Origin of the sequence: Nocardioides sp. NPDC023903, from assembly GCF_040639295.1 — a bacterium.
GTDB lineage: Bacteria > Actinomycetota > Actinomycetes > Propionibacteriales > Nocardioidaceae > Nocardioides.
Genome location: NZ_JBEZZS010000038.1, coordinates 21,065 through 38,758 on the forward strand (window position 1 = coordinate 21,065; position 17,694 = coordinate 38,758).

At 69.8% G+C, this 17,694-nt stretch carries 18 protein-coding genes and 1 tRNA gene; 6 read left to right on the forward strand and 13 right to left on the reverse strand.

Going from position 1 to position 17,694, the window contains the following annotated elements:
- Window positions 1–168: 168 nt before the first annotated feature.
- From rho to AB0F44_RS25985, 6 genes are all read right to left on the reverse strand, one after another.
- Window positions 169–1,974 carry a transcription termination factor Rho gene (rho, locus tag AB0F44_RS25960; RefSeq protein WP_357359654.1) on the reverse strand — a complete coding sequence of 602 codons (1,806 nt, stop codon included), beginning with the start codon at window positions 1,972–1,974 and terminating at the stop codon, window positions 169–171.
- A gap of 213 nt (window positions 1,975–2,187) precedes the next feature.
- The gene (gene thrB, locus AB0F44_RS25965) at window positions 2,188–3,111 is read right to left on the reverse strand and encodes a homoserine kinase (protein WP_357359655.1); all 924 of its coding nucleotides are present in this window, start codon (window positions 3,109–3,111) and stop codon (window positions 2,188–2,190) included.
- A gap of 5 nt (window positions 3,112–3,116) precedes the next feature.
- Window positions 3,117–4,184, reverse strand: coding sequence for a threonine synthase (gene thrC / locus AB0F44_RS25970; RefSeq protein WP_357359657.1), 1,068 nt, complete (start codon window positions 4,182–4,184; stop codon window positions 3,117–3,119).
- The gene (locus AB0F44_RS25975; RefSeq protein WP_357359659.1) at window positions 4,184–5,497 is read right to left on the reverse strand and encodes a homoserine dehydrogenase; all 1,314 of its coding nucleotides are present in this window, start codon (window positions 5,495–5,497) and stop codon (window positions 4,184–4,186) included. Before AB0F44_RS25975 ends, thrC begins: the two co-directional genes overlap by 1 nt.
- A gap of 76 nt (window positions 5,498–5,573) precedes the next feature.
- Window positions 5,574–6,518 carry a zinc-binding dehydrogenase gene (locus tag AB0F44_RS25980; RefSeq protein WP_357359661.1) on the reverse strand — a complete coding sequence of 315 codons (945 nt, stop codon included), beginning with the start codon at window positions 6,516–6,518 and terminating at the stop codon, window positions 5,574–5,576.
- Window positions 6,519–6,582: 64 nt separating this feature from the next.
- On the reverse strand, window positions 6,583–7,149 hold the full coding sequence (locus AB0F44_RS25985) for a hypothetical protein (RefSeq protein ID WP_357359663.1): 567 nt from the start codon (window positions 7,147–7,149) through the stop codon (window positions 6,583–6,585).
- Window positions 7,150–7,326: 177 nt separating this feature from the next.
- On the opposite strand from AB0F44_RS25985, the gene AB0F44_RS25990 reads away from it, so the two are divergent.
- Window positions 7,327–7,899, forward strand: coding sequence for a hypothetical protein (locus AB0F44_RS25990; RefSeq protein WP_357359665.1), 573 nt, complete (start codon window positions 7,327–7,329; stop codon window positions 7,897–7,899).
- A 106-nt stretch (window positions 7,900–8,005) separates the two neighbouring features.
- Here AB0F44_RS25990 and lysA read toward each other — a convergent pair whose 3' ends face one another.
- Together lysA and argS are read right to left on the reverse strand one after the other, a co-directional pair.
- The gene (lysA, locus tag AB0F44_RS25995; RefSeq protein WP_357359667.1) at window positions 8,006–9,391 is read right to left on the reverse strand and encodes a diaminopimelate decarboxylase; all 1,386 of its coding nucleotides are present in this window, start codon (window positions 9,389–9,391) and stop codon (window positions 8,006–8,008) included.
- A complete protein-coding gene (argS, locus tag AB0F44_RS26000) occupies window positions 9,391–11,055 on the reverse strand; it encodes an arginine--tRNA ligase (protein ID WP_357359669.1) in 1,665 nt (554 codons plus the stop codon). The genes lysA and argS overlap by 1 nt, the downstream gene beginning before the upstream one ends.
- An 86-nt stretch (window positions 11,056–11,141) precedes the next feature.
- On the opposite strand from argS, the gene AB0F44_RS26005 reads away from it, so the two are divergent.
- Window positions 11,142–11,214, forward strand: a tRNA-Arg gene (locus tag AB0F44_RS26005).
- Window positions 11,215–11,730: 516 nt separating this feature from the next.
- Here AB0F44_RS26005 and AB0F44_RS26010 read toward each other — a convergent pair.
- Both AB0F44_RS26010 and AB0F44_RS26015 read right to left on the reverse strand, forming a co-directional pair.
- Window positions 11,731–12,573, reverse strand: a complete 843-nt coding sequence (locus AB0F44_RS26010; protein ID WP_357359671.1) for a class I SAM-dependent methyltransferase — start codon at window positions 12,571–12,573, stop codon at window positions 11,731–11,733.
- 36 nt (window positions 12,574–12,609) lie between these two features.
- Window positions 12,610–12,816 (reverse strand): DUF4287 domain-containing protein, encoded by a 207-nt coding sequence (locus tag AB0F44_RS26015; protein ID WP_357359673.1) that lies wholly within the window; start codon window positions 12,814–12,816, stop codon window positions 12,610–12,612.
- A 106-nt stretch (window positions 12,817–12,922) separates the two neighbouring features.
- On the opposite strand from AB0F44_RS26015, the gene AB0F44_RS26020 reads away from it, so the two are divergent.
- The 3 genes from AB0F44_RS26020 to AB0F44_RS26030 all read left to right on the forward strand — a co-directional run bounded on the left by AB0F44_RS26020 (window position 12,923) and on the right by AB0F44_RS26030 (window position 14,300).
- Entirely contained in the window at window positions 12,923–13,528 is a 606-nt protein-coding gene (locus tag AB0F44_RS26020; protein ID WP_357359675.1) for an acetoacetate decarboxylase family protein, read from the forward strand.
- A gap of 61 nt (window positions 13,529–13,589) precedes the next feature.
- Window positions 13,590–13,937 (forward strand): VOC family protein, encoded by a 348-nt coding sequence (locus AB0F44_RS26025; RefSeq protein ID WP_357359677.1) that lies wholly within the window; start codon window positions 13,590–13,592, stop codon window positions 13,935–13,937.
- A 54-nt stretch (window positions 13,938–13,991) separates the two neighbouring features.
- Entirely contained in the window at window positions 13,992–14,300 is a 309-nt protein-coding gene (locus tag AB0F44_RS26030) for a MazG-like family protein (RefSeq protein ID WP_357359679.1), read from the forward strand.
- A gap of 31 nt (window positions 14,301–14,331) precedes the next feature.
- Here the strand turns inward: AB0F44_RS26030 and AB0F44_RS26035 are convergent, their stop codons facing one another.
- Window positions 14,332–15,093, reverse strand: a complete 762-nt coding sequence (locus tag AB0F44_RS26035) for a lysophospholipid acyltransferase family protein (protein ID WP_350659658.1) — start codon at window positions 15,091–15,093, stop codon at window positions 14,332–14,334.
- 52 nt (window positions 15,094–15,145) lie between these two features.
- Between AB0F44_RS26035 and AB0F44_RS26040 the strand changes: the two genes are divergently transcribed.
- Window positions 15,146–15,994 carry an alpha/beta fold hydrolase gene (locus tag AB0F44_RS26040; RefSeq protein ID WP_357359682.1) on the forward strand — a complete coding sequence of 283 codons (849 nt, stop codon included), beginning with the start codon at window positions 15,146–15,148 and terminating at the stop codon, window positions 15,992–15,994.
- 16 nt (window positions 15,995–16,010) lie between these two features.
- Here the strand turns inward: AB0F44_RS26040 and AB0F44_RS26045 are convergent, their stop codons facing one another.
- Together AB0F44_RS26045 and AB0F44_RS26050 are read right to left on the reverse strand one after the other, a co-directional pair.
- Window positions 16,011–16,958 carry an LCP family protein gene (locus tag AB0F44_RS26045; protein ID WP_357359683.1) on the reverse strand — a complete coding sequence of 316 codons (948 nt, stop codon included), beginning with the start codon at window positions 16,956–16,958 and terminating at the stop codon, window positions 16,011–16,013.
- Window positions 16,955–17,620, reverse strand: coding sequence for a hypothetical protein (locus tag AB0F44_RS26050; RefSeq protein ID WP_357359685.1), 666 nt, complete (start codon window positions 17,618–17,620; stop codon window positions 16,955–16,957). The genes AB0F44_RS26045 and AB0F44_RS26050 overlap by 4 nt, the downstream gene beginning before the upstream one ends.
- Window positions 17,621–17,694 lie beyond the last annotated feature (74 nt).

Genomic DNA, 17,694 nt, shown 5'->3' on the forward strand with positions numbered 1-17,694 from the left:
TGCGGGACGTGAACCGGCACCGAGGATTCAGTGTATGTGAACGCCTGGTGCCGCCAATAATTCCCGGAGGCCCCAGGGCGCACATCGCACTCCGCGCTTCGCGCGGTCACTCCCTCGCTCGGCGCGAGCGGACGAGCAAGCTCGCCGCACGACCTCGCTACGGTCGTCTCAGCTCTTGGCGACCTCGTTGAGCAGCACCATGTTGGTGGCCGAGCCGGCGACCTTCTCGGTCAGGACCGAGGCGGCCTTGGCGCCGTCGAGCGTGGCCAGCGAGGCGCGCAGCTTGCGCACCGCGTCGCCCTCGCCGCCGGTGAAGAGCAGGTCGTCGCGGCGGGTGCCGGATGCGTTGACGTCGACGGCAGGGAAGATCCCGGCCTCCGCGTACTCCTCGCTCAGTCGCAGCTCGGAGTTGGCGGTGTCCTTGAACGCCTCGAAGATGATCTCGTCGGTCTTCGAACCGGTCTCGACCGCGGCCGTGGCGAGGATGGTCAGCGAGCCGCCGTCCTCGACGTTGCGGGCCGCACCGAAGAACCGCTTGGTCGGGTAGAGCGCCGCGGAGTCGACGCCGCCACCGAGGATCCGGCCCGACGCCGGGACGGAGAGGTTGTACGCCTTGCCCAGGCGGGTCAGCCCGTCGAGCAGGACGACCACGTCGTGGCCGAGCTCGACCAGGCGCTTGGCCCGCTCGATGGCCAGCTCGGCGACCACGGTGTGGTCGGTGGGCTGACCGTCGAAGGTGGAGGCGATGACCTCGCCCTTGACGCTGCGCTCGAAGTCGGTGACCTCCTCCGGGCGCTCGTCGACGAGAACGACCATCAGGTGGCACTCGGGGTTGTTGGCGGTGATCGCTCCGGCGATCGCCTGCAGGACGGTCGTCTTGCCGGCCTTCGACGGCGAGGCGATCAGGCCACGCTGGCCCTTGCCGATCGGCGCGACCAGGTCGATGACCCGGCCGGTGACCGGGTCGGAGCCGCCCTCGAGGCGGAGCCGCTGGTCGGGGTGGACCGGGGCGAGCTTGTCGAACTCGACGCGGTGCCTGGCGACCTCGGGGTCGGCACCGTTGACCGAGTCGATGCGCACCATCGGGTTGTACTTCTCCTTGCGCTCGCCCTCGCGGGGCTGGCGCACCTGGCCGACGATCGCGTCGCCACGGCGCAGGCCGAGGCGCTTGACCAGCGACAGGGAGAGGTAGACGTCGTCCGGTCCGGGCAGGTAGCCGGAGGTGCGGACGAAGGCGTAGTTGTCGAGTACGTCCAGGATGCCCGCCGCGGGCACGAGCACGTCGTCCTCGAGGACGGTCGTGTCCGGCTCGCCGCGGCCCGGGCGGTTGCGGTCGCGGTCGCGGCCACGGCGGCGGCGGTTGCGGCGGCTGCCGCCCTCGCCATCGTCATCGCCCGCGTCGTCGCCCGAATCGGCCGGCCGCTCCTTCTGGGCGTCCTCGTTCTTCTTCTCGGCGGCAGGCTGGCCGGCCTTGGCCGGACCCTTGTTCTGGCCACCACCGGCGGACTGACCGGACTGGCCGCCCTGGCCGGACTGACCGCCCTGGCCACCCTGACCGCCCTGGCCCTGGCCGCCGCTCTTGTTCTGGTTCTGGTTGCGCTGGCGACGCGGGCGCTGGGCGCCCTCGTTACCGGCGTCAGCAGCCTCGGCGGACTTCTCCGCGGGCTTGTCGGCCTTCTCGGCCGGCTTCTCTGCGGTCTTCTCCGCAGGCTTCTCAGCGGCAGGCTTCTCGGCAGCGGGCTTCTCGGCAGCGCGCTTTTCGGCGGCAGGCTTCTCGGCCTTCTCCGCCGGCGCCGACTGCGCACGGCTGCTCTGGGCAGCCTTGATCGCGTCGATCAGCTGGGCCTTCTTCATCGAGTTGGCCCCGGTGATACCCATACCGTTCGCCATCGCCTTGAGGTCGGCGAGGAGCATTCCGCCAAGGCCACCGCGCTTCTTCGGGGCTGCGTTCGGCTCCGGCGCAGTGGATTCCATGGTTTCAGTCACGTGAGTCCTTTCCCACGTATCGCCGATCGGCGTACGACGCCGACGGCTCGTTTGTCAGAACCCCTGACGCGCCGATGCGCGCCAAACGAAGTGGCACGGCACGAAAGGGGGATAGCACATTCGCAGACCTGAACGGCCCAACGGATGTATCCCCAGGCTAACACGCATGGCACCCCTCACAGCAGGGGCCCGGAAGGCGGGTCAGAGGATGCGTACGCCGTCCATGTCGACACTCAGCGCATGGCAGGCCCAGCCCTCGGGACAGCGGGCGGTGAGCTTGCTGGTCTCGGCGGACTCGACCCCGCTGCTGAACGCCAGAACCGTGGGCCCGGCGCCGGAGACGATCGCGGCGACGCCGTCGGCGCGCAGCTCGTCGACCAGGGCGAGCGACTTCGGCATCGCAGGTCGGCGGTACTCCTGGTGCAGGAAGTCGCGGGTGGCGCGGTGCAGGTGTTCGGGCGCATCGCTCAGCGCCGCGACCAGCAGAGCCGTACGCCCCGCATCGGCCGCCGCGTCGGAGTGCGGGACGGTGTCGGGCAGCAGCCCGCGGGCGGCCTTGGTCTCGACACCGGTCGCGGGGACGAAGACGACGACGCTGACCCTCGGGTCGACGGCGGTGCGGACGGCGAAGAAGCCATCGTCGTCACCGGCGATCGTGAAGCCGCCGTGGAAGGCGGGGGCCACGTTGTCGGGGTGACCCTCGATCTCGGCGGCCTTCTGGAAGAGCGTGTCGTCGTCGAGGATCAGCTCTCCGCCGGCGACCAGGGCACGAGCGAGCACGAGACCGCCGATGATCGCGGCCGAGGACGAGCCCAGGCCGCGCGCGTGCGGGATCCGGTTGCGGCAGTGCAGTCGCAGGCCGGCCGGCTGCTTGCCGATGATCTCGAAGGCGGCCCGCATGGAGCGTACGACGAGGTGGGACTCGTCGAGCGGGACCGTGCCCTCACCCGCACCCTCGACGATGACCTCCAAGGTCCGTTCCCCGGTGGTCGAGCTTGTCGAGACCACCTCGCCGGTGAGCTCGTCACGCAGGTCGAGCGCCAGCCCCAGCGAGTCGTAGCCGGGGCCTAGGTTGGCGGAGGTGGCCGGGACGGTGACGGTGACCGGGCCTTCTACGAACGTCATGGTTGCTACGCGAGCCCGGCTGCGGCCGCTGCGGCCTCGAGGTCGGCGTCGATGATGATCTCGGGCAGCTCACCGAAGAACTCCAGCGCGGTGGCGGTGTCCTTGAGCCCGTGACCGGTGACGGTGATGACCGTGGTGGCTCCGGCGTACGTCTCCCCCGCCTCGAGGTCGGCGAGGAGCCCGGCGACACCGGCCGCCGAGGCGGGCTCGACGAAGACACCGTCGTTGCGGGCGAGCAGCGCCTGGGCCGAGAGGATCTGCTCGTCGGAGAGGGCACGGAAGCGGCCACCGGACTTGGCGGCCGCGGCCTCGGCGAGCTGCCACGAGGCCGGGTTGCCGATGCGGATCGCGGTCGCCTTGGTCTCCGGGTGCTCGACGGGGTGGCCGAGGACGAGCGGCGCCGCGCCCTCTGCCTGGAAGGCCCGCATGACCGGGGTCTTGGTGGCGTGGCCGGCCGCTGCGTACTGCTCGTAGCCGAGCCAGTAGGCGGAGAGGTTGCCGGCGTTGCCGATGGGCATGAGGTGGTAGTCGGGGGCGTCGCCCAGGCGGTCGACGACCTCGAACGACGCCGTCTTCTGGCCCTCGAGACGGATCGGGTTGACGGAGTTGACCAGCGCGACCGGGTAGCTGTCGGCGAGCGCACGGGAGAGCTTGAGGCAGTCGTCGAAGTTGCCGCGTACCTTGACCACCTCGGCGCCGTGGACCAGAGCCTGGGCCATCTTGGCGGCGCTGATCTTGCCGTTGGGGACGAGCACGACAGGGGTGATCCCGGCCTTGGCCGCATACGCCGCCATCGAGGCCGACGTGTTGCCGGTCGAGGCGCAGACCACGGCCTTGGCGCCCTCGTGGACGGCGACGGAGATGGCCGCGGTCATGCCGCGGTCCTTGAACGAGCCGGTCGGGTTCTGGCCCTCGACCTTCAGCCACACCTCACCCTTGGTGGCGCCGGAGAGCCACTCGGAGTGGACCAGCGGGGTGCCGCCCTCACCGAGCGTGACCGCGGGGGTGTCCTGGGGGATGTCGAGGAGGGTTCGATACTCCTCGATCACACCGCGCCATTGGCTGGTTGTCATCAAACTGCTCCTTCTACGCGCATCACCGAGGCGACGTCGCGGACGAACTCCATCTCGCGCAGGTGCTGCACGGTCGCCGCGAGCGCGGCATCGGGGGCCTCGTGGGAGACGACGACGAGCTGGGCGTCCTCTCCCCTGCCTTCTTGGCGTACGGCCTTGATCGAGACGCCGTGCTCGGAGAAGGCGGTCGCGACGGCGGCGAGCACGCCGGCCTTGTCGGCCACGTCGAGGCTGACGTGGTAGCGGGTGACGGTCTCGCCCATCGGGCGCACCGCGCGGTCGGCGTAGGCGGACTCGCCGAAGCCACGGGTGCCGAGGACCTTGTTGCGGGCGATCGTGACCAGGTCGCCAAGGACGGCGCTCGCGGTGGGATCGCCGCCCGCGCCCTGGCCGTAGAACATCAGGTCGCCGGCCGAGGCGGACTCGACGAAGACGGCGTTGTAGGCGCCGCGTACGGTCGCCAGCGCGTGGGTGCGCGGGATCATCACCGGGTGGACCCGGACCGAGACGTCGTCGTCATCGAGCTCGGCGATCGCGAGCAGCTTCACGACGCTGCCCATGGCCTTGGCCGAGGCGACGTCGCCGGCGGTCACCTCGGTGATGCCCTCGCGGTAGACGTCGCTGGCGGTCACCCGGGTGTGGAAGGCGAGGCTGGCCAGGATCGCGGCCTTGGCGGCGGCGTCGAAGCCCTCGACGTCGGCGGTCGGGTCGGCCTCGGCGTAACCCAGCTCCTGGGCCTCAGCGAGGGCCTCCTCGAAGCCGGCCCCGTAGGTGTCCATCTTGTCGAGGATGTAGTTGGTGGTGCCGTTGACGATGCCCATCACCTTGGTGACGTGGTCGCCGACGAGCGAGTCGCGCAGGGGGCGCAGGATCGGGATCGCGCCGGCGACCGCGGCCTCGTAGTAGAGGTCGGTGCCGGCCTTCTCGGCGGCCTCGTAGAGCGTCGGGCCGTCCTCGGCGAGCAGCGCCTTGTTGGCGGTGACGACGCTGGCGCCGTTCTCCAGCGCCGTGAGGATGAGTCCGCGGGCCGGCTCGATGCCGCCGATCACCTCGACCACGAGGTCGATGTCATCGCGGGCGACCAGGCCCTGGGCGTCCGTGGTGAGCAGCTCCGCGGGCACCTCGACGTCGCGAGGGGCGTCGAGGCGGCGTACGGCCACGCCTCTGATCTCCAGCGGCGCGCCCACTCTGGCGGCGAGATCCGCATCGCCCTCGAGCAGGAGTCGGACCACCTGGGACCCCACCACACCGCAGCCGAGGACGGCGACGCCCAGGGGATCGACGGCGTGCGCGGTCGTCTTGTTGCTGCTCACGCGCCCAAGGGTATCCGGGACAGGCTCCAGGGTCCGACTTCCGCTCTAGGCGCGGACACCTCCGCCGGGTTTCGGCTCAGGTCAGCAGCACGACCTTGCCGGTGGTCTCCCGAGCCTCGAGCGCACGATGAGCGGCTGCCGCCTCGGCCAGCGGGAAGGCGGAGCCGACGTACGGCCTCCGGGTGCCGTCCGCGGCGGCCTCGAGCGAGGCGTGCTCGAACTCCTTGATCCGGCCCTGGACCCAGGGTCCGAGGATGTCGATGATCTTCGCGGCGCCCTCGTAGCCTTCCTGGTCGCCGGAGAAGCGGACCATCCGCCCGTCCGGGTCGAGGTGGGCGTAGACCTGCCTGGGTACGTCACCCCCGAGCCCGTCGAGGAGGACCGTGATCCGGGGCTCCTCGGCGCGAAGCCTCTCCAGCCAGCCGTCCGTGCGGTAGTCGATGGCCGTCTGCGCGCCGAAGCCGCGGGCGATCTCGAGCTTGGCGTCCGAGCCCGCGAGCCCGACCGCGCGGGCGCCCACGTTTCGGATGCCCTGGAGCAGGATCGCGCCCATGCCACCGGCGGCCGAGGTGACCACGACGACGTCGTCGGGAGTGATCTGGGCGGCCTCGAGCACCGCGGCCGAGGTGCGGCCGGTGCCGATGGCGGCCACGGCCTCGGCCGACTCCAGCCCGTCGGGGCGGAGGTAGAGCTGCTTCTCGTCGGCGACGGCCAGCTCGGCGTAGCCGCCGCTGCTTCCTGGACCGAGATGCGCGACGACGTTCGCGCCCCGCCAAGCCTCGTCGACGCCCTCACCGAGCTCGTCGACCACGCCGGCGACCTCGCGGCCGGGAGTCATCGGGAGCTCCGGCCGCGGCATCGCCGGCGGCAGGTCGCCCGCTCTGATCGAGGTGTCGAGACGGTGGATGCCCGCGGCCTCCACCCTGATGCGTACCTGACCCGGGCCTGGTGTCGGGTCGGGCACCTCCTCGAGGCGTAGGACCTCCGGGCCGCCGAACTCGTGCTGTCTGATCGCTCGCATGCGGCAAGTCAACCTGCTCAAGTTGACTTGAGGTCAAGGGTTTTCGCCAACCCTTGGATGAGCCTCAGGCGAGCTCCGGGATCGGCCGGAGCACCGCGGCCACATCCCGCGCCAGACGTACGCGCCGGAGCAGCTCCTCCGCGTCCGGCTCCACGTCGGTGGTGACGGTGATGGCGTCGTCGCGGGCCACCACCCACAGCCGCTCGTCGACGACGTGGCTGGCGAACCGGGACAGAGCGCGCGCATGCTCCTCGTCGGCGGCGATGACGGCCCCGTCGGGGGTGGTCACGTTGGTCTTGGCGCGGAACTCCGGCGGGAAGAAGACCGGCGTGGGCACCCGGCCGGTGCCGGTGTTGCCCGAGCCCGGCGAGAGCCCGATCATCGCGGCGGTCTTCGGCAGGCGGGCGGGGACGCGCACCACCACCCAGCGCGCCGGACGCCAGGGCCCTTTCCCGGGCGACGCCTTGCCGTGCCAGTACTCGACCAGGATCCCGTCGCAGGTGCCGTCGACGACGAGGTCGCAGCGCTCGGCGCGTACGTCCGGGCCCAGCACCTCCCACCGCACCGGCCGCTGCGCGGCGGCCTTGCCAGTCACCACCGGCCAGCCGAACGTCTGCGCAGCTCGGGTCACGCTGTCCCGCCGTTCCTTCGTCAGCCGGGCAGCAGACGCTCGCGGCGCCTGGGACGGCGCCGCGAGCGTCCGTTCTGAGTAGACCCCCCGCGGCATGCGCCCCATCGTAGGACCCCGGACCCCAGGATTTCGGGAAGGCGAAACCGAATTTCGTACGCCACGCGGTTTGATGGGTGGGTGCTGTTCCCCAACGCCGACCTCGAACGCATCCGCACCGGCGAGGTCGACCTCGCCTTCCGCCGCTGGAAACGTCCGATGCATGTCGCCGGCGGCCGCCAGCGCACCCGGATCGGCGTGGTCGAGTTCGTCTCCGTCGCTCCGGTTATGTGCGACACGCTGACCGACGAGGACGCCCGCCGGGCGGGCATGACCCTGGAGGAACTGCTGGCGTTCCTGTCCCGCAAGGAAGGCGACGTCTACCGGATCGAGATGCGCTACGCCGGCGAGGACGAGCGGGTCGCGCTGCGTACCAAGCGCCCGGGGAAGACCGAGACCGCCGCACTGGTCGCGAAGCTGGCCGACATGGACCGGCGCAGCCGCCGGGGCCCGTGGACGCGGGAGCACCTGGAGCTGATCGAGGCCCGGCCCGGCGAGCTGGCCGAGACCATCGCGGCCTCGATCGGGCGAGAGAAGAAGCCGTTCAAGGCCGACATCCGCCGACTCAAGGAGCTCGGACTCACCGAGTCCCTGCCCGTCGGCTACCGCCTCTCACCGCGCGGCCGCGCAGTCCTCCGGGCTTTGCGGGCGTGAGCCTTTCCCTTCATCAAGGTATGCAGGGAAAGGCTCACATCTCCTGCGGAACTCCGCGAGGGATGTGACCCTTCGTCGGCATACCTTGACGAAGGAACGCGCCCGATCAGCCGAGATCGGTCGCGAAGAGGTCGTCCTCGGTCTCGCGCCGGACGATCACCCGGGACTCACCGTCGCGCACCGCGACCACCGGGGGCCGCAGTGCGTGGTTGTAGTTGGAGGCCATCGAGCGGCCGTAGGCACCGGTGCCGGGGACCGCGATCAGGTCCCCGGGAGCGATGTCGCCGGGCAGGAACTCGTGCTTGACCACGATGTCGCCCGCCTCGCAATGCTTGCCGACGACGCGACCGAGCACGGGACCGGCGGACGAGGACCGGCCGGCGAGCGTGGCTGAGTAGTCGGCGTCGTAGAGAGCCGTGCGGATGTTGTCGCTCATCCCGCCGTCGACGCTCACATACGTGCGGGTGACGCCGCCGTCGAGGGCGACCTCCTTGACCGTGCCGACCGTGTAGACGGTGCACATCGAGGGCCCGACGATGGCGCGGCCCGGCTCGATCGAGAGGTGCGGCACCGCGAGGCCGAAGCCACGGCACTCGTGCTCGACGATCGCGGTGAGCTCCTCGGCCAGGGCCTTGGGCGTCGAGGGGTCGTCCTGGGTGGTGTAAGCGATGCCGAAGCCACCACCGAGGTCCATCTCGGGCAGCTCGGTGCCGAGCTCGTCCCGGATCCGCGCCTGCAGCGCCAGCACCCGCCGGGTGGCCACCTCGAAGCCGGAGGAGTCGAAGATCTGCGAACCGATGTGGGAGTGGAGCCCGCGCATCTCGACGTTCGGGGCATCCAGCAACCGGCGTACGGCCTCGAAGGCGTCGCCGGACGAGATCGAGAAGCCGAACTTCTGGTCCTCGTGGGCGGTGGCGATGTATTCGTGGGTGTGGGCCTCGACGCCGGCGGTCACCCGCACCATCACCTTGGCGGTGATGCCGGTCTCGGCGGTGATCGCGGCGACCCGCTCGACCTCGTCGAAGGAGTCGACGATGATCCGCCCGACACCCGCGACGATCGCGCGCCGCAGCTCCATCGGGGTCTTGTTGTTGCCGTGGTAGCCGATCTTCGCCGGGTCCACCTCGGCGCGCAGCGCGACCGAGAGCTCACCGTTGGAGCAGACGTCGAGGCAGAGCCCCTCCTGCGCCACCCAGCGCGCCACCTCGGTGCACAGGAACGCCTTGCCGGCGTAGTAGACGTCGTAGCCGGTGAAGGCGTCACGGAACGCGCGGGCGCGCTCGCGGAAGTCGGCCTCGTCCAGGACGTACGCAGGGGTGTTGATGTTCGCGACCAGGTCAGGCACCGCGACACCGCCGACGGTGAGGACACCGTCGGTCTTCTCGGCCGTCGCCGACCACAATGCCGGCACGAGGGCGTTGACGTCGTCGGGGGTCTTGAGCCATACCGGGGAGGTGCCGGTGAACGAGCCCGGCGAAGAGTGGGACGTCATCACATACGCTCCGGGGCCGAGACGCCGAGCAGACCGAGGCCGTTGGCGAAGACGGTGCGGGCGGCGGAGACGAGCGCCAGCCGGGCCAGGTTGACGGGCGCCACCGGCTCGTCGCCCTTGGGCAGCATCCGGCAGTCGTCATCGTCGTACCAGCGGTGGAAGATCCCGGCGGTGTTCTCCAGGTAGCGGGCGACCCGGTGCGGCTCGCGCAGCTCGGCGGCGGTCGCGACCACGCGCGGCAGCTCGGCCAGCGCACGCAGCAGCTCGCCCTCGCGCTCGTGGGTGAGCAGCTCCGGGTCGAAGGTGTCGAGGTCGATCTGCATCCCCAGGTCGGCCGCGTTGGCCATCATCCGGCAGGTGCGCGCGTGGACGTACTGCACGTAGTAGACCGGGTTGGCGCTGTCGGCCTTGGCCCACAGGTCGAGGTCGATGTCGATGTTGGAGTCGCTGGAGTAGCGCGCCAGCGCGTAGCGGGCCGCGTCCACCCCGATCGCCTCGACGATGTCGTCGATCGTGACCACGGTGCCGGCGCGCTTCGACATCCGCATCGGCTGGCCGTCCTTGAGGAGGTTGACCATCTGGCCGATCAGGATCTCGAGGTTCTCGTGGGGCGTGTCGCCGAAGGCGGCGCACATCGCCATCATCCGGCCGACGTAGCCGTGGTGGTCGGCGCCCAGCATGATGAAGCAACGGTCGAAGCCGCGCTCGCGCTTGTCGAGGTAGTAGGCGAGGTCGCCGGAGAAGTAGGCCCCCTGGCCGTCGGCCTTGATGACGACGCGGTCCTTGTCGTCACCGAACTTCTCGGTCGCCAGCCAGATCGCGCCGTCCTTCTCGTAGACGTTGCCGAGCTCGCGGAGCTTCTCGATGGCGCGGTCCACGGCTCCGGACTTGTGGAGGTTGTCCTCGTGGAAGTAGACGTCGAAGTCGACGTTGAAGTCGTGCAGGCTCTGCTTGATCTCGGAGAACATCAGGTCGACGCCGATCGCACGGAAGACCTCCTGCGGGTCTTCGCCGTCGAGCGCGCTCGGCTCCTTGGCCAGCACCTGCTTGGCGATCTCCTCGATGTACGCCCCGCCGTAGCCGTCCTCCGGCACCGGCTTGCCCTGCGCCCAGGCCAGCAGCGAGCGCGCGAAGCGGTCGATCTGGCCGCCGTGGTCGTTGAAGTAGTACTCCCGGGTGACCTCGGCGCCGGACGCCTCCAGCACCCGACCGAGCGCGTCGCCGACCGCGGCCCAGCGGACGCCACCGAGGTGCAGCGGGCCGGTCGGGTTGGCGGAGACGAACTCTAGGTTGATGTTGTGGCCCTTGAAGGCCTCGTTGTTGCCGTACGTGGCGCCGGCGGCGACGATCTCGCCCGCCAGCTTGCCTTGGGCACCCGCCTCGACGGAGATGTTCAGGAAGCCCGGACCGGCGATCTCGACGTCCGCGATCCCGTCGGTCGCCTTCAGCTTCTCCGCGAGCTGCTCCCCCAGCGCACGCGGGTTCATCCCCGCCTTCTTGGCCAGCTGCAGCGCCACGTTGGTGGCGTAGTCACCGTGGCCCTTCTGCCGGGGTCGCTCCACCGTGACAGTGCTCGGAACGCCGTCGGGAAGGGTGATCGCACCCTCATCGACGAGCGCGGTGAGGACATCGACGACCGCGGTGGAAAGCTGCTCAGGAGTCACGAGGTCCAGCGTATAAGCGCCAGTCGGTTTCACCGTTATCCGTCCCAGCCTGTAGGGTTCCATTCGCACTGCTCGAGCAGTGCATCGCCTCCGTAGCTCAGGGGATAGAGCGCCGGTTTCCGGTACCGTAGGCCGCAGGTTCGATTCCTGCCGGGGGCACAGATGAGACCGCTGGGTGACCAGCGGTTTCTCTCATTTTCGCGCGGTTGTCCAGGATCGGCTCCACGACGAGCACCGCCACGACGGCGAGCGTCGCGGTGATGGCCACTCCCACCTCCCCGGCGCGGACGATCACGACGACCGCTGCGGCTGTCACGACGTACGGACGCAGGAACGTGCACGGTCCCATGATGGTCGCGGAGGCGAGGTATCTCAGCTCCCAGCGCAGGATCCCGTACGCCGCCAGCGCGAGCAGCACGATGGCCGTGAATGGAGCGATGACCAGCAGGAACAGGTTGGCGGCCGAGACGTACGCCTGGAGGCCCTGCCCGCGGAAGAGGTCGATCGCTAGGACGGCAGCGGCCGACAATGACAGCAAAGGGAACAGCCGAAGCCCGCGGAGCATGCCCACGCGGTCCTCATGAGTGTGATCGACCAGCCCGCTGCGTCCCTGCGCGGACCGGAACCCGCTGAAGGCGGCGTCGAGGAGGCCAAGCAGTACGAGGATGACCAGGCTCATCGGCGCACCCCGACGAGCGGACGGAGTACGTCGAGCGCCTTCGGATGCCAGCGCGAACCCTCGCGCACCTCGACGGCGTAGTCGGGCGCACCACGGCCTGCGGCCGCCAGCAGCGTCTCGGCCGGATGGGCCCGGCGTGCCGACATCACGCCGTCGTGGCGCGAGACGGCCTCGCGCATCCGTGCCTGGTGGAAGATCCAGGCACCCATCGTCGACCACAGGCACGGAGCGATGTCCCAGTGCACGAACGCCGCGACTCCCAGCCGCGCCTGGGCGGCGAAGAACCCGTCCAGGTCCTTCGGCGCGAGATGGTGCATGAGTCCGCTGGACACGACCACGGTCCGTGCTCCGTCCTCGATGACGACGCCTGGCTCGAACGCGTCACCCGAGACGAATCGGCAGTCCAGCCCTTCGATCGTGGCGAGTCGCGAGGCCTCGTTGACGAGCGTGGTGTTGAGGTCGACCCCGACAAGCTCGACATGCTCAGGTAGCTCCCCACGAGCCGCGATCGACCGCAGCACATGTCCAAGCCCACAGCCGACGTCGACCACCCGTACCGGTTCGACACCGGCAGGAAGCAACGTACGCACCACCGACGCCACCCGCCGGCCCAGCTGGAGCTCCTCCCCCAGCCGCTGCAGTTCACGATGAATCCGCAGCCCAAGCGCGTCGGTCGCGTCCGCGTCGAGGAAACCGTCCCGCTCAGGCAGCAGGGAAACCGTCCGCGCCGCCCGAGCCTGCCCACGCGATCGCAGCAGCGCGACCGCCTCCGCCCGAACCACCGGCTCACCTGAATCCGACCAGAGCAGGTCGGTGATCTCCAACGGTCCCTCGCGCATGGCAGAAGTGAACCCCATGCCAGACCCTGATGCGGGTCAGACGCCCTCGGCGAGGGTGTGGGCGACGAGGGCGTTGGCGTGACCGTGCCCGAGGGCGTACTCGGTCTTCAGCATGCCCACGAGCTCCATGTGTTTGGTGATCCCGCTGTCGCGGATGATCTGCTGCCACTCCGCGATCGGGCGGCCGTACTTCTTCTCGATGGACGGGAAGTAGGCGGCGGGGCCCTTCACCTGGTCGGTCATCTCTGGTCTCCTTGGGTAAAACGTGGCGACGATCGCCACACGCCTACGCGTCGAACAGAGCATGACCGCTTCGACACGGACCACAACAGAAATTCGGGAGACCCACGTGACCAGCTATCCCCCAGCCCCTTGGCACATGCACGGATCGATGTGGCTCTCGGTCTACCGGCTCGCTCACGACGTCGACGAGCGGCACCCGAAAGGCATCTACGCCGTCGCCCTGGTCGACTACACCGAGCCGAGTCCGCTGACCTACCGCGAGCTCCTCTCCGCCCGGGTGATCACCGCGTCCAACGGGAAGAAGGCGGTGAGCGTCGTCGACATCTGGGTGGACTCCCCCGACTCCGTGGCCGGTGGCCGTACGTTGTGGGCGATCCCGAAGGGGCTGGCCAAGTTCAGCGGCGGGTCGTCCACCAAGGGGCCGCTCGCGACCCACTCCTGGGAGGCGAGCCACGACGACGGCCCGATCGCGACCGCCAGGTTCACCGATGTCACCCAGCTCGCCCCGCGCCTCCCCATGGTGGGCAACGTCGAGCAGCCGGGCATCGAGGAGCACCCCGACACCGCCTGGCTCACCATGAAGGGCGGCGCCAAGCTCCTGCCCGCGCGCGGCACCTGGACCTTCGACCCCGACGGCCCGCTCGCCTACCTCCGCGACGCCACCAAGCTCGGCTCCTTCCGCGGCAAGGGCTTCGAGATCTCCTTCGGCTGAGCCTTCAGCTGAGTCTTCGACTGCGCGAGAGTGTCGGTGGTCGCAGGTAGCGTCGAGGGGCATGAATGCACTCCACATCGACTACCTCGAGCTCGCGGTCACCGACCTCCCGAGCTCCCGCACCTTCTACGAGTCCGCCTTCGGCTGGTCCTTCAACGACTACGGCGGGATGTACGCCGGGATCGTCGGGCCCGACGGCAAGGACGAGAACGGCGGGATGTACGCCTCCGAGACCGCGGTCGCCCCGCTCCCGTTGATCCGCACGACCGATCTGGAGGCCGCGGTGACGGCCGTCGAGAAGGCCGGCGGGACGATCACCGAAGCGCCCTACGACTACCCCGGCGGGCGTCGCTTCATCTTCACCGACCCGTCCGGAAATCGGCTCGGGGTCTACCAGCCTGCCGAGTAGCCCTTAAACCTAAGGCTCGACCGAATTACCGGGAGCGCCCTAGACTCCGACCGCATGACCGACGCTACGCCGGCTCTGCTCGCGTATCTGTCCCGGTGGCTCGATGAGTCCCAGGGCGATCGCGACGCGGAAGCCGTTCTCTGGGGGAGAGTCGCGAAGGTGAGCGAAGAGGCAGGCGAGGCCATCGCCGCACTCATCGGAGCCACCGGCCAGAATCCCCGACTGAACCCTTTTTTGGGAAACACCCACAGCTACGACGATGTCGTCGAAGAGCTCCTCGATGTCGCGATGACCGCGCGCTCGCTCGGCCTCTTCCACGAGAAGGTCGGCGCCGTCGCCGAGCGCGCCGGCGCACCGACCTAGGGCGAGCCGTTCGACAAGCTCAGGAGAGTCCTCAGGACTTCCGCTTCGCGGCCTTCCGCTGAGCGCGAAGCCTGCGCTCCTCGGCGTACATCGCCTCGGCCTCCTCGAGCGTGGGGGCCGAGCCGCCGTACGCCTTCGGCAGCCACCACGAGCCCGGGGGCTGCTCCTCGGCGGGGTGCGCCTTGATCAGCCGGTCGAGCATGCCCTCCATCTGCGCCTTGAGCGCCGCGGTCTCGGCGGCCGGGTCCTCCCCGGTCACCGGCAGCGGCGGGCCGATCTCGATGCCGACGGTCTTGTGGCGCGACAGGTCGACCTTCTGACCCTTCGTCATGATCCGCTGGGTGCCCCACAGCACGACCGGGATCAGCGGCACGCCGGCGTCGGCGGCGATGCGTACGGTGCCGGTCTTGAGGTCCTTGATCAGGAAAGAGCGCGAGATGGTCGCCTCGGGGAAGATCCCGACGACCTCACCGTCCTGGAGATAGTCGACGGCCTTCTTCATCCCGGCCGCGCCGTAGCTGCGGTCGATCGGGATGTGGTGGAACGAGCGCATCACCGGGCCGCCGACGGGGTGGTCGAAGACCTCCTTCTTGGCGATGAACCGGGTCAGCCGGCCGCGCTCCGCGCCGGGGAACCCGGCCATGACGTAGTCGACGAAGGAGAGGTGGTTGATCGCCAGCAGGGCACCACCCTTCTCGGGGATGTGCTCCGCGCCGGTCATGTTGATCTTGATGTCGCCGAGCTTGAACCAGGTGCGAGCCGCGGCGATCGTGACCGGATAGCTGATGTCCATGGGGCGAATCGTGTCACGTCGGCGCGAACGCCGCCCGACTAGCCTCGCCCACGTGAGCAGCCTTTACGTAACGACCACCGACGGGCTCCGGCTGGCCGTCACCGACTTCGGGTCTCGCGGCGACACCCGCCCGGCGCTGGTCTGCGTCCACGGCTACCCCGACAACGCCAGCGTCTGGCTCCCGCTGGTGAGGATCCTCGGCAGCGAGCTGCGGATCGTGACCTACGACGTACGCGGCCACGGCAGCTCGCAGGCTCCCGCCAGGCGCGAGGGCTACCTGATCGAGCAGCTCAACGCGGATCTGCAGTCCGTCATCGACGTGGTCAGCCCGTCGACGCCGGTGCACCTGCTCGCCCACGATTGGGGCTCGACCCAGACCTGGGAGGCGGTCGCCGGGAACGTGCCGTCCGAGCGGATCGCGTCGTTCACCTCGATCTCGGGGCCGAGCCTCGACCAGACCGGGGCCTGGCTGCGTACGCCCGCACGGACAGCCCGCGGCGTCCTCGAGCGTCTCAAGCAGGGCGCCGAGTCGACCTACATCGGGTTCTTCCAGGCTCCGCTGCTCCCCGAGCTCGCCTGGCGCTCCGGGTTCCTCGACCGGATCGTCGGCGGCTCGGCCGTCGACCGCACCCAGGCCGACCGGATCAACGGCCTCGAGCTCTACCGCGCCAACGCGATCGCCCGGATGGGACGACCGCAGCCACGGCCGGTCACCATCCCGGTCCAGGTCATCACCCCGACCGGTGACGTCTACGTCAGCCGCGCGCTCGCGACCGAGGCCCCACAGCCGTACGTCGCGGACCTGACGATCCGCGAGGTCGCCGGCTCCCACTGGGTGGTCGCCGATCATCCGGAGCGGATCGCGCCGCTGGTACGCGACTTCGTCGCCGCGCACGAGTGACCCGCACCGATGAGGCTCAGCCGCGGCAGCCGCGGTTGAGCCGGCCGTCGTTGCGCGCGTCCTTGCCCATCGCCCGGGCCGCCCCGACGTTGGGGAAGACGACGCTGGCAGCGCCGGCGTTGCCGATCCCGCCGGGAACGACGCAGGTGCGGATCTTCCCCGGGTTGATCGCGGCGACCGCGTTGGCGAGCTGGTAGAGGTCGCGGCCGGAGAGGCCGGTGGTGTGCATCTTCTTCATCACCAGCGAGACGCCCTTGGCCTTGAAGCCGATGTCGTACTGCCGGGCGACGATCTTGCGGTGGATGCCGCGGATCACCCGGGACTGGTTGGCCGAGCGGTCGAAGTCACCGCCGGGCAGCGTCTTGCGGGCCCGCGCGAAGTCGACCGAGTGCGGGCCGCTGATGTGGATCCGGCCCTTCTTGAAGCCATAGCGCGCGACGTACGGATCGCTGAACGCACGCGGGTTGTCGACGTCGACGCCACCGACCCCGATCACCATGTCGCTCATGCCGGAGAACGAGGTGACGAAGACGTACTGCGGCTGCACGCCGACCAGGTTGCCGACGGCGCGGCCCATCAGCTTCGGGCCGCCGTAGAGCAGCGCCGAGTTGATCTTGTCGCGCCCGTGGCCGGGGATGTTGACATAGGAGTCACGTGGGATGCTGATGTCGGTCGCATAGCCCGAGGATGGATTGAAGCCGATCAGGTGCAGCGCGTCGCCGCGGCTGCGGGTGACCTTCTGGCCGGGGCGGGCGTCCGAGCCGACCGCGAGGACCCAGATGGTGCCGCCCTTGCGGGTGAACTTGGCGACGTCGAGCCCCTTGGCCGACTTGGTGGCGATCAGCTCCGCGCGCGGCTCGGCGACCTCGGCGTCGGGCACCAGGACGGCGGTCAGCGCGAGTACCACGCCCAGCGCGAGCGTGGTCAGGAGGCGACGGCGTACGAGCGTCGTCAGGCGGCTCATGACTTGTCTCCCGAGGGGCTGGGCGAGGCGGAGGGCGCCGAGGACGGGTCCAGCGCCAGCTTCTCCTCGCGGGTGATGTTGAAGCCGAAGACGGCCCAGGAGGTCTTGGTCGGCACCATGTCCAGGGTGCCGCGGACGGTCTGGCGCGACGCGCGGTCCCCCGTGGTGTCGTAGACCAGCCGCACCCGCGCGACCGCGCCGACCGGGTAGTTGTTGTTGGCCAGCAGGTCGACGTGGACGTCGCTGGCGACCACCTCGACGCCGTCGATGTGAGGGGCGATCGTGGCGTTGCTCATCTGGGTCATCTGCTTGCCCGCCTGGGCGATCGTGACCTTGGAGAAGCCCGGAAAGGACTTCGCGGTGAAGGTCGAGGTCGCGCGCGGGTAGTCACCGCCGACGTACGCAGCCTGCAGCCATCGGTCGACGACCTTGGCCACGTTGGTGGAGACCGCCTGGTGCCGGCTCTTGGGGAACTTGCCCTGCACGTGGACGAGCTTCGCGGCCGACTTAACCGTGGGCGCAGGGGTCGGCGACGGGGACGTCGAGGCGGCCGGCTTGTCGGGCTCGCCGCCGCATCCGGTGAGCGCCAAGGTGCTGCTCAGGGCCGCCGCCGTGAGTGCCGTTGCGACGCGCGGAAGGCGCCTCGTACTGCTGCTCGTCATGTGGGGAATCCGCCTCATCGACCTGCTCCGGGACCGGGCCACTGTACGCATACCGACCCGGGTTGCAAGTACAC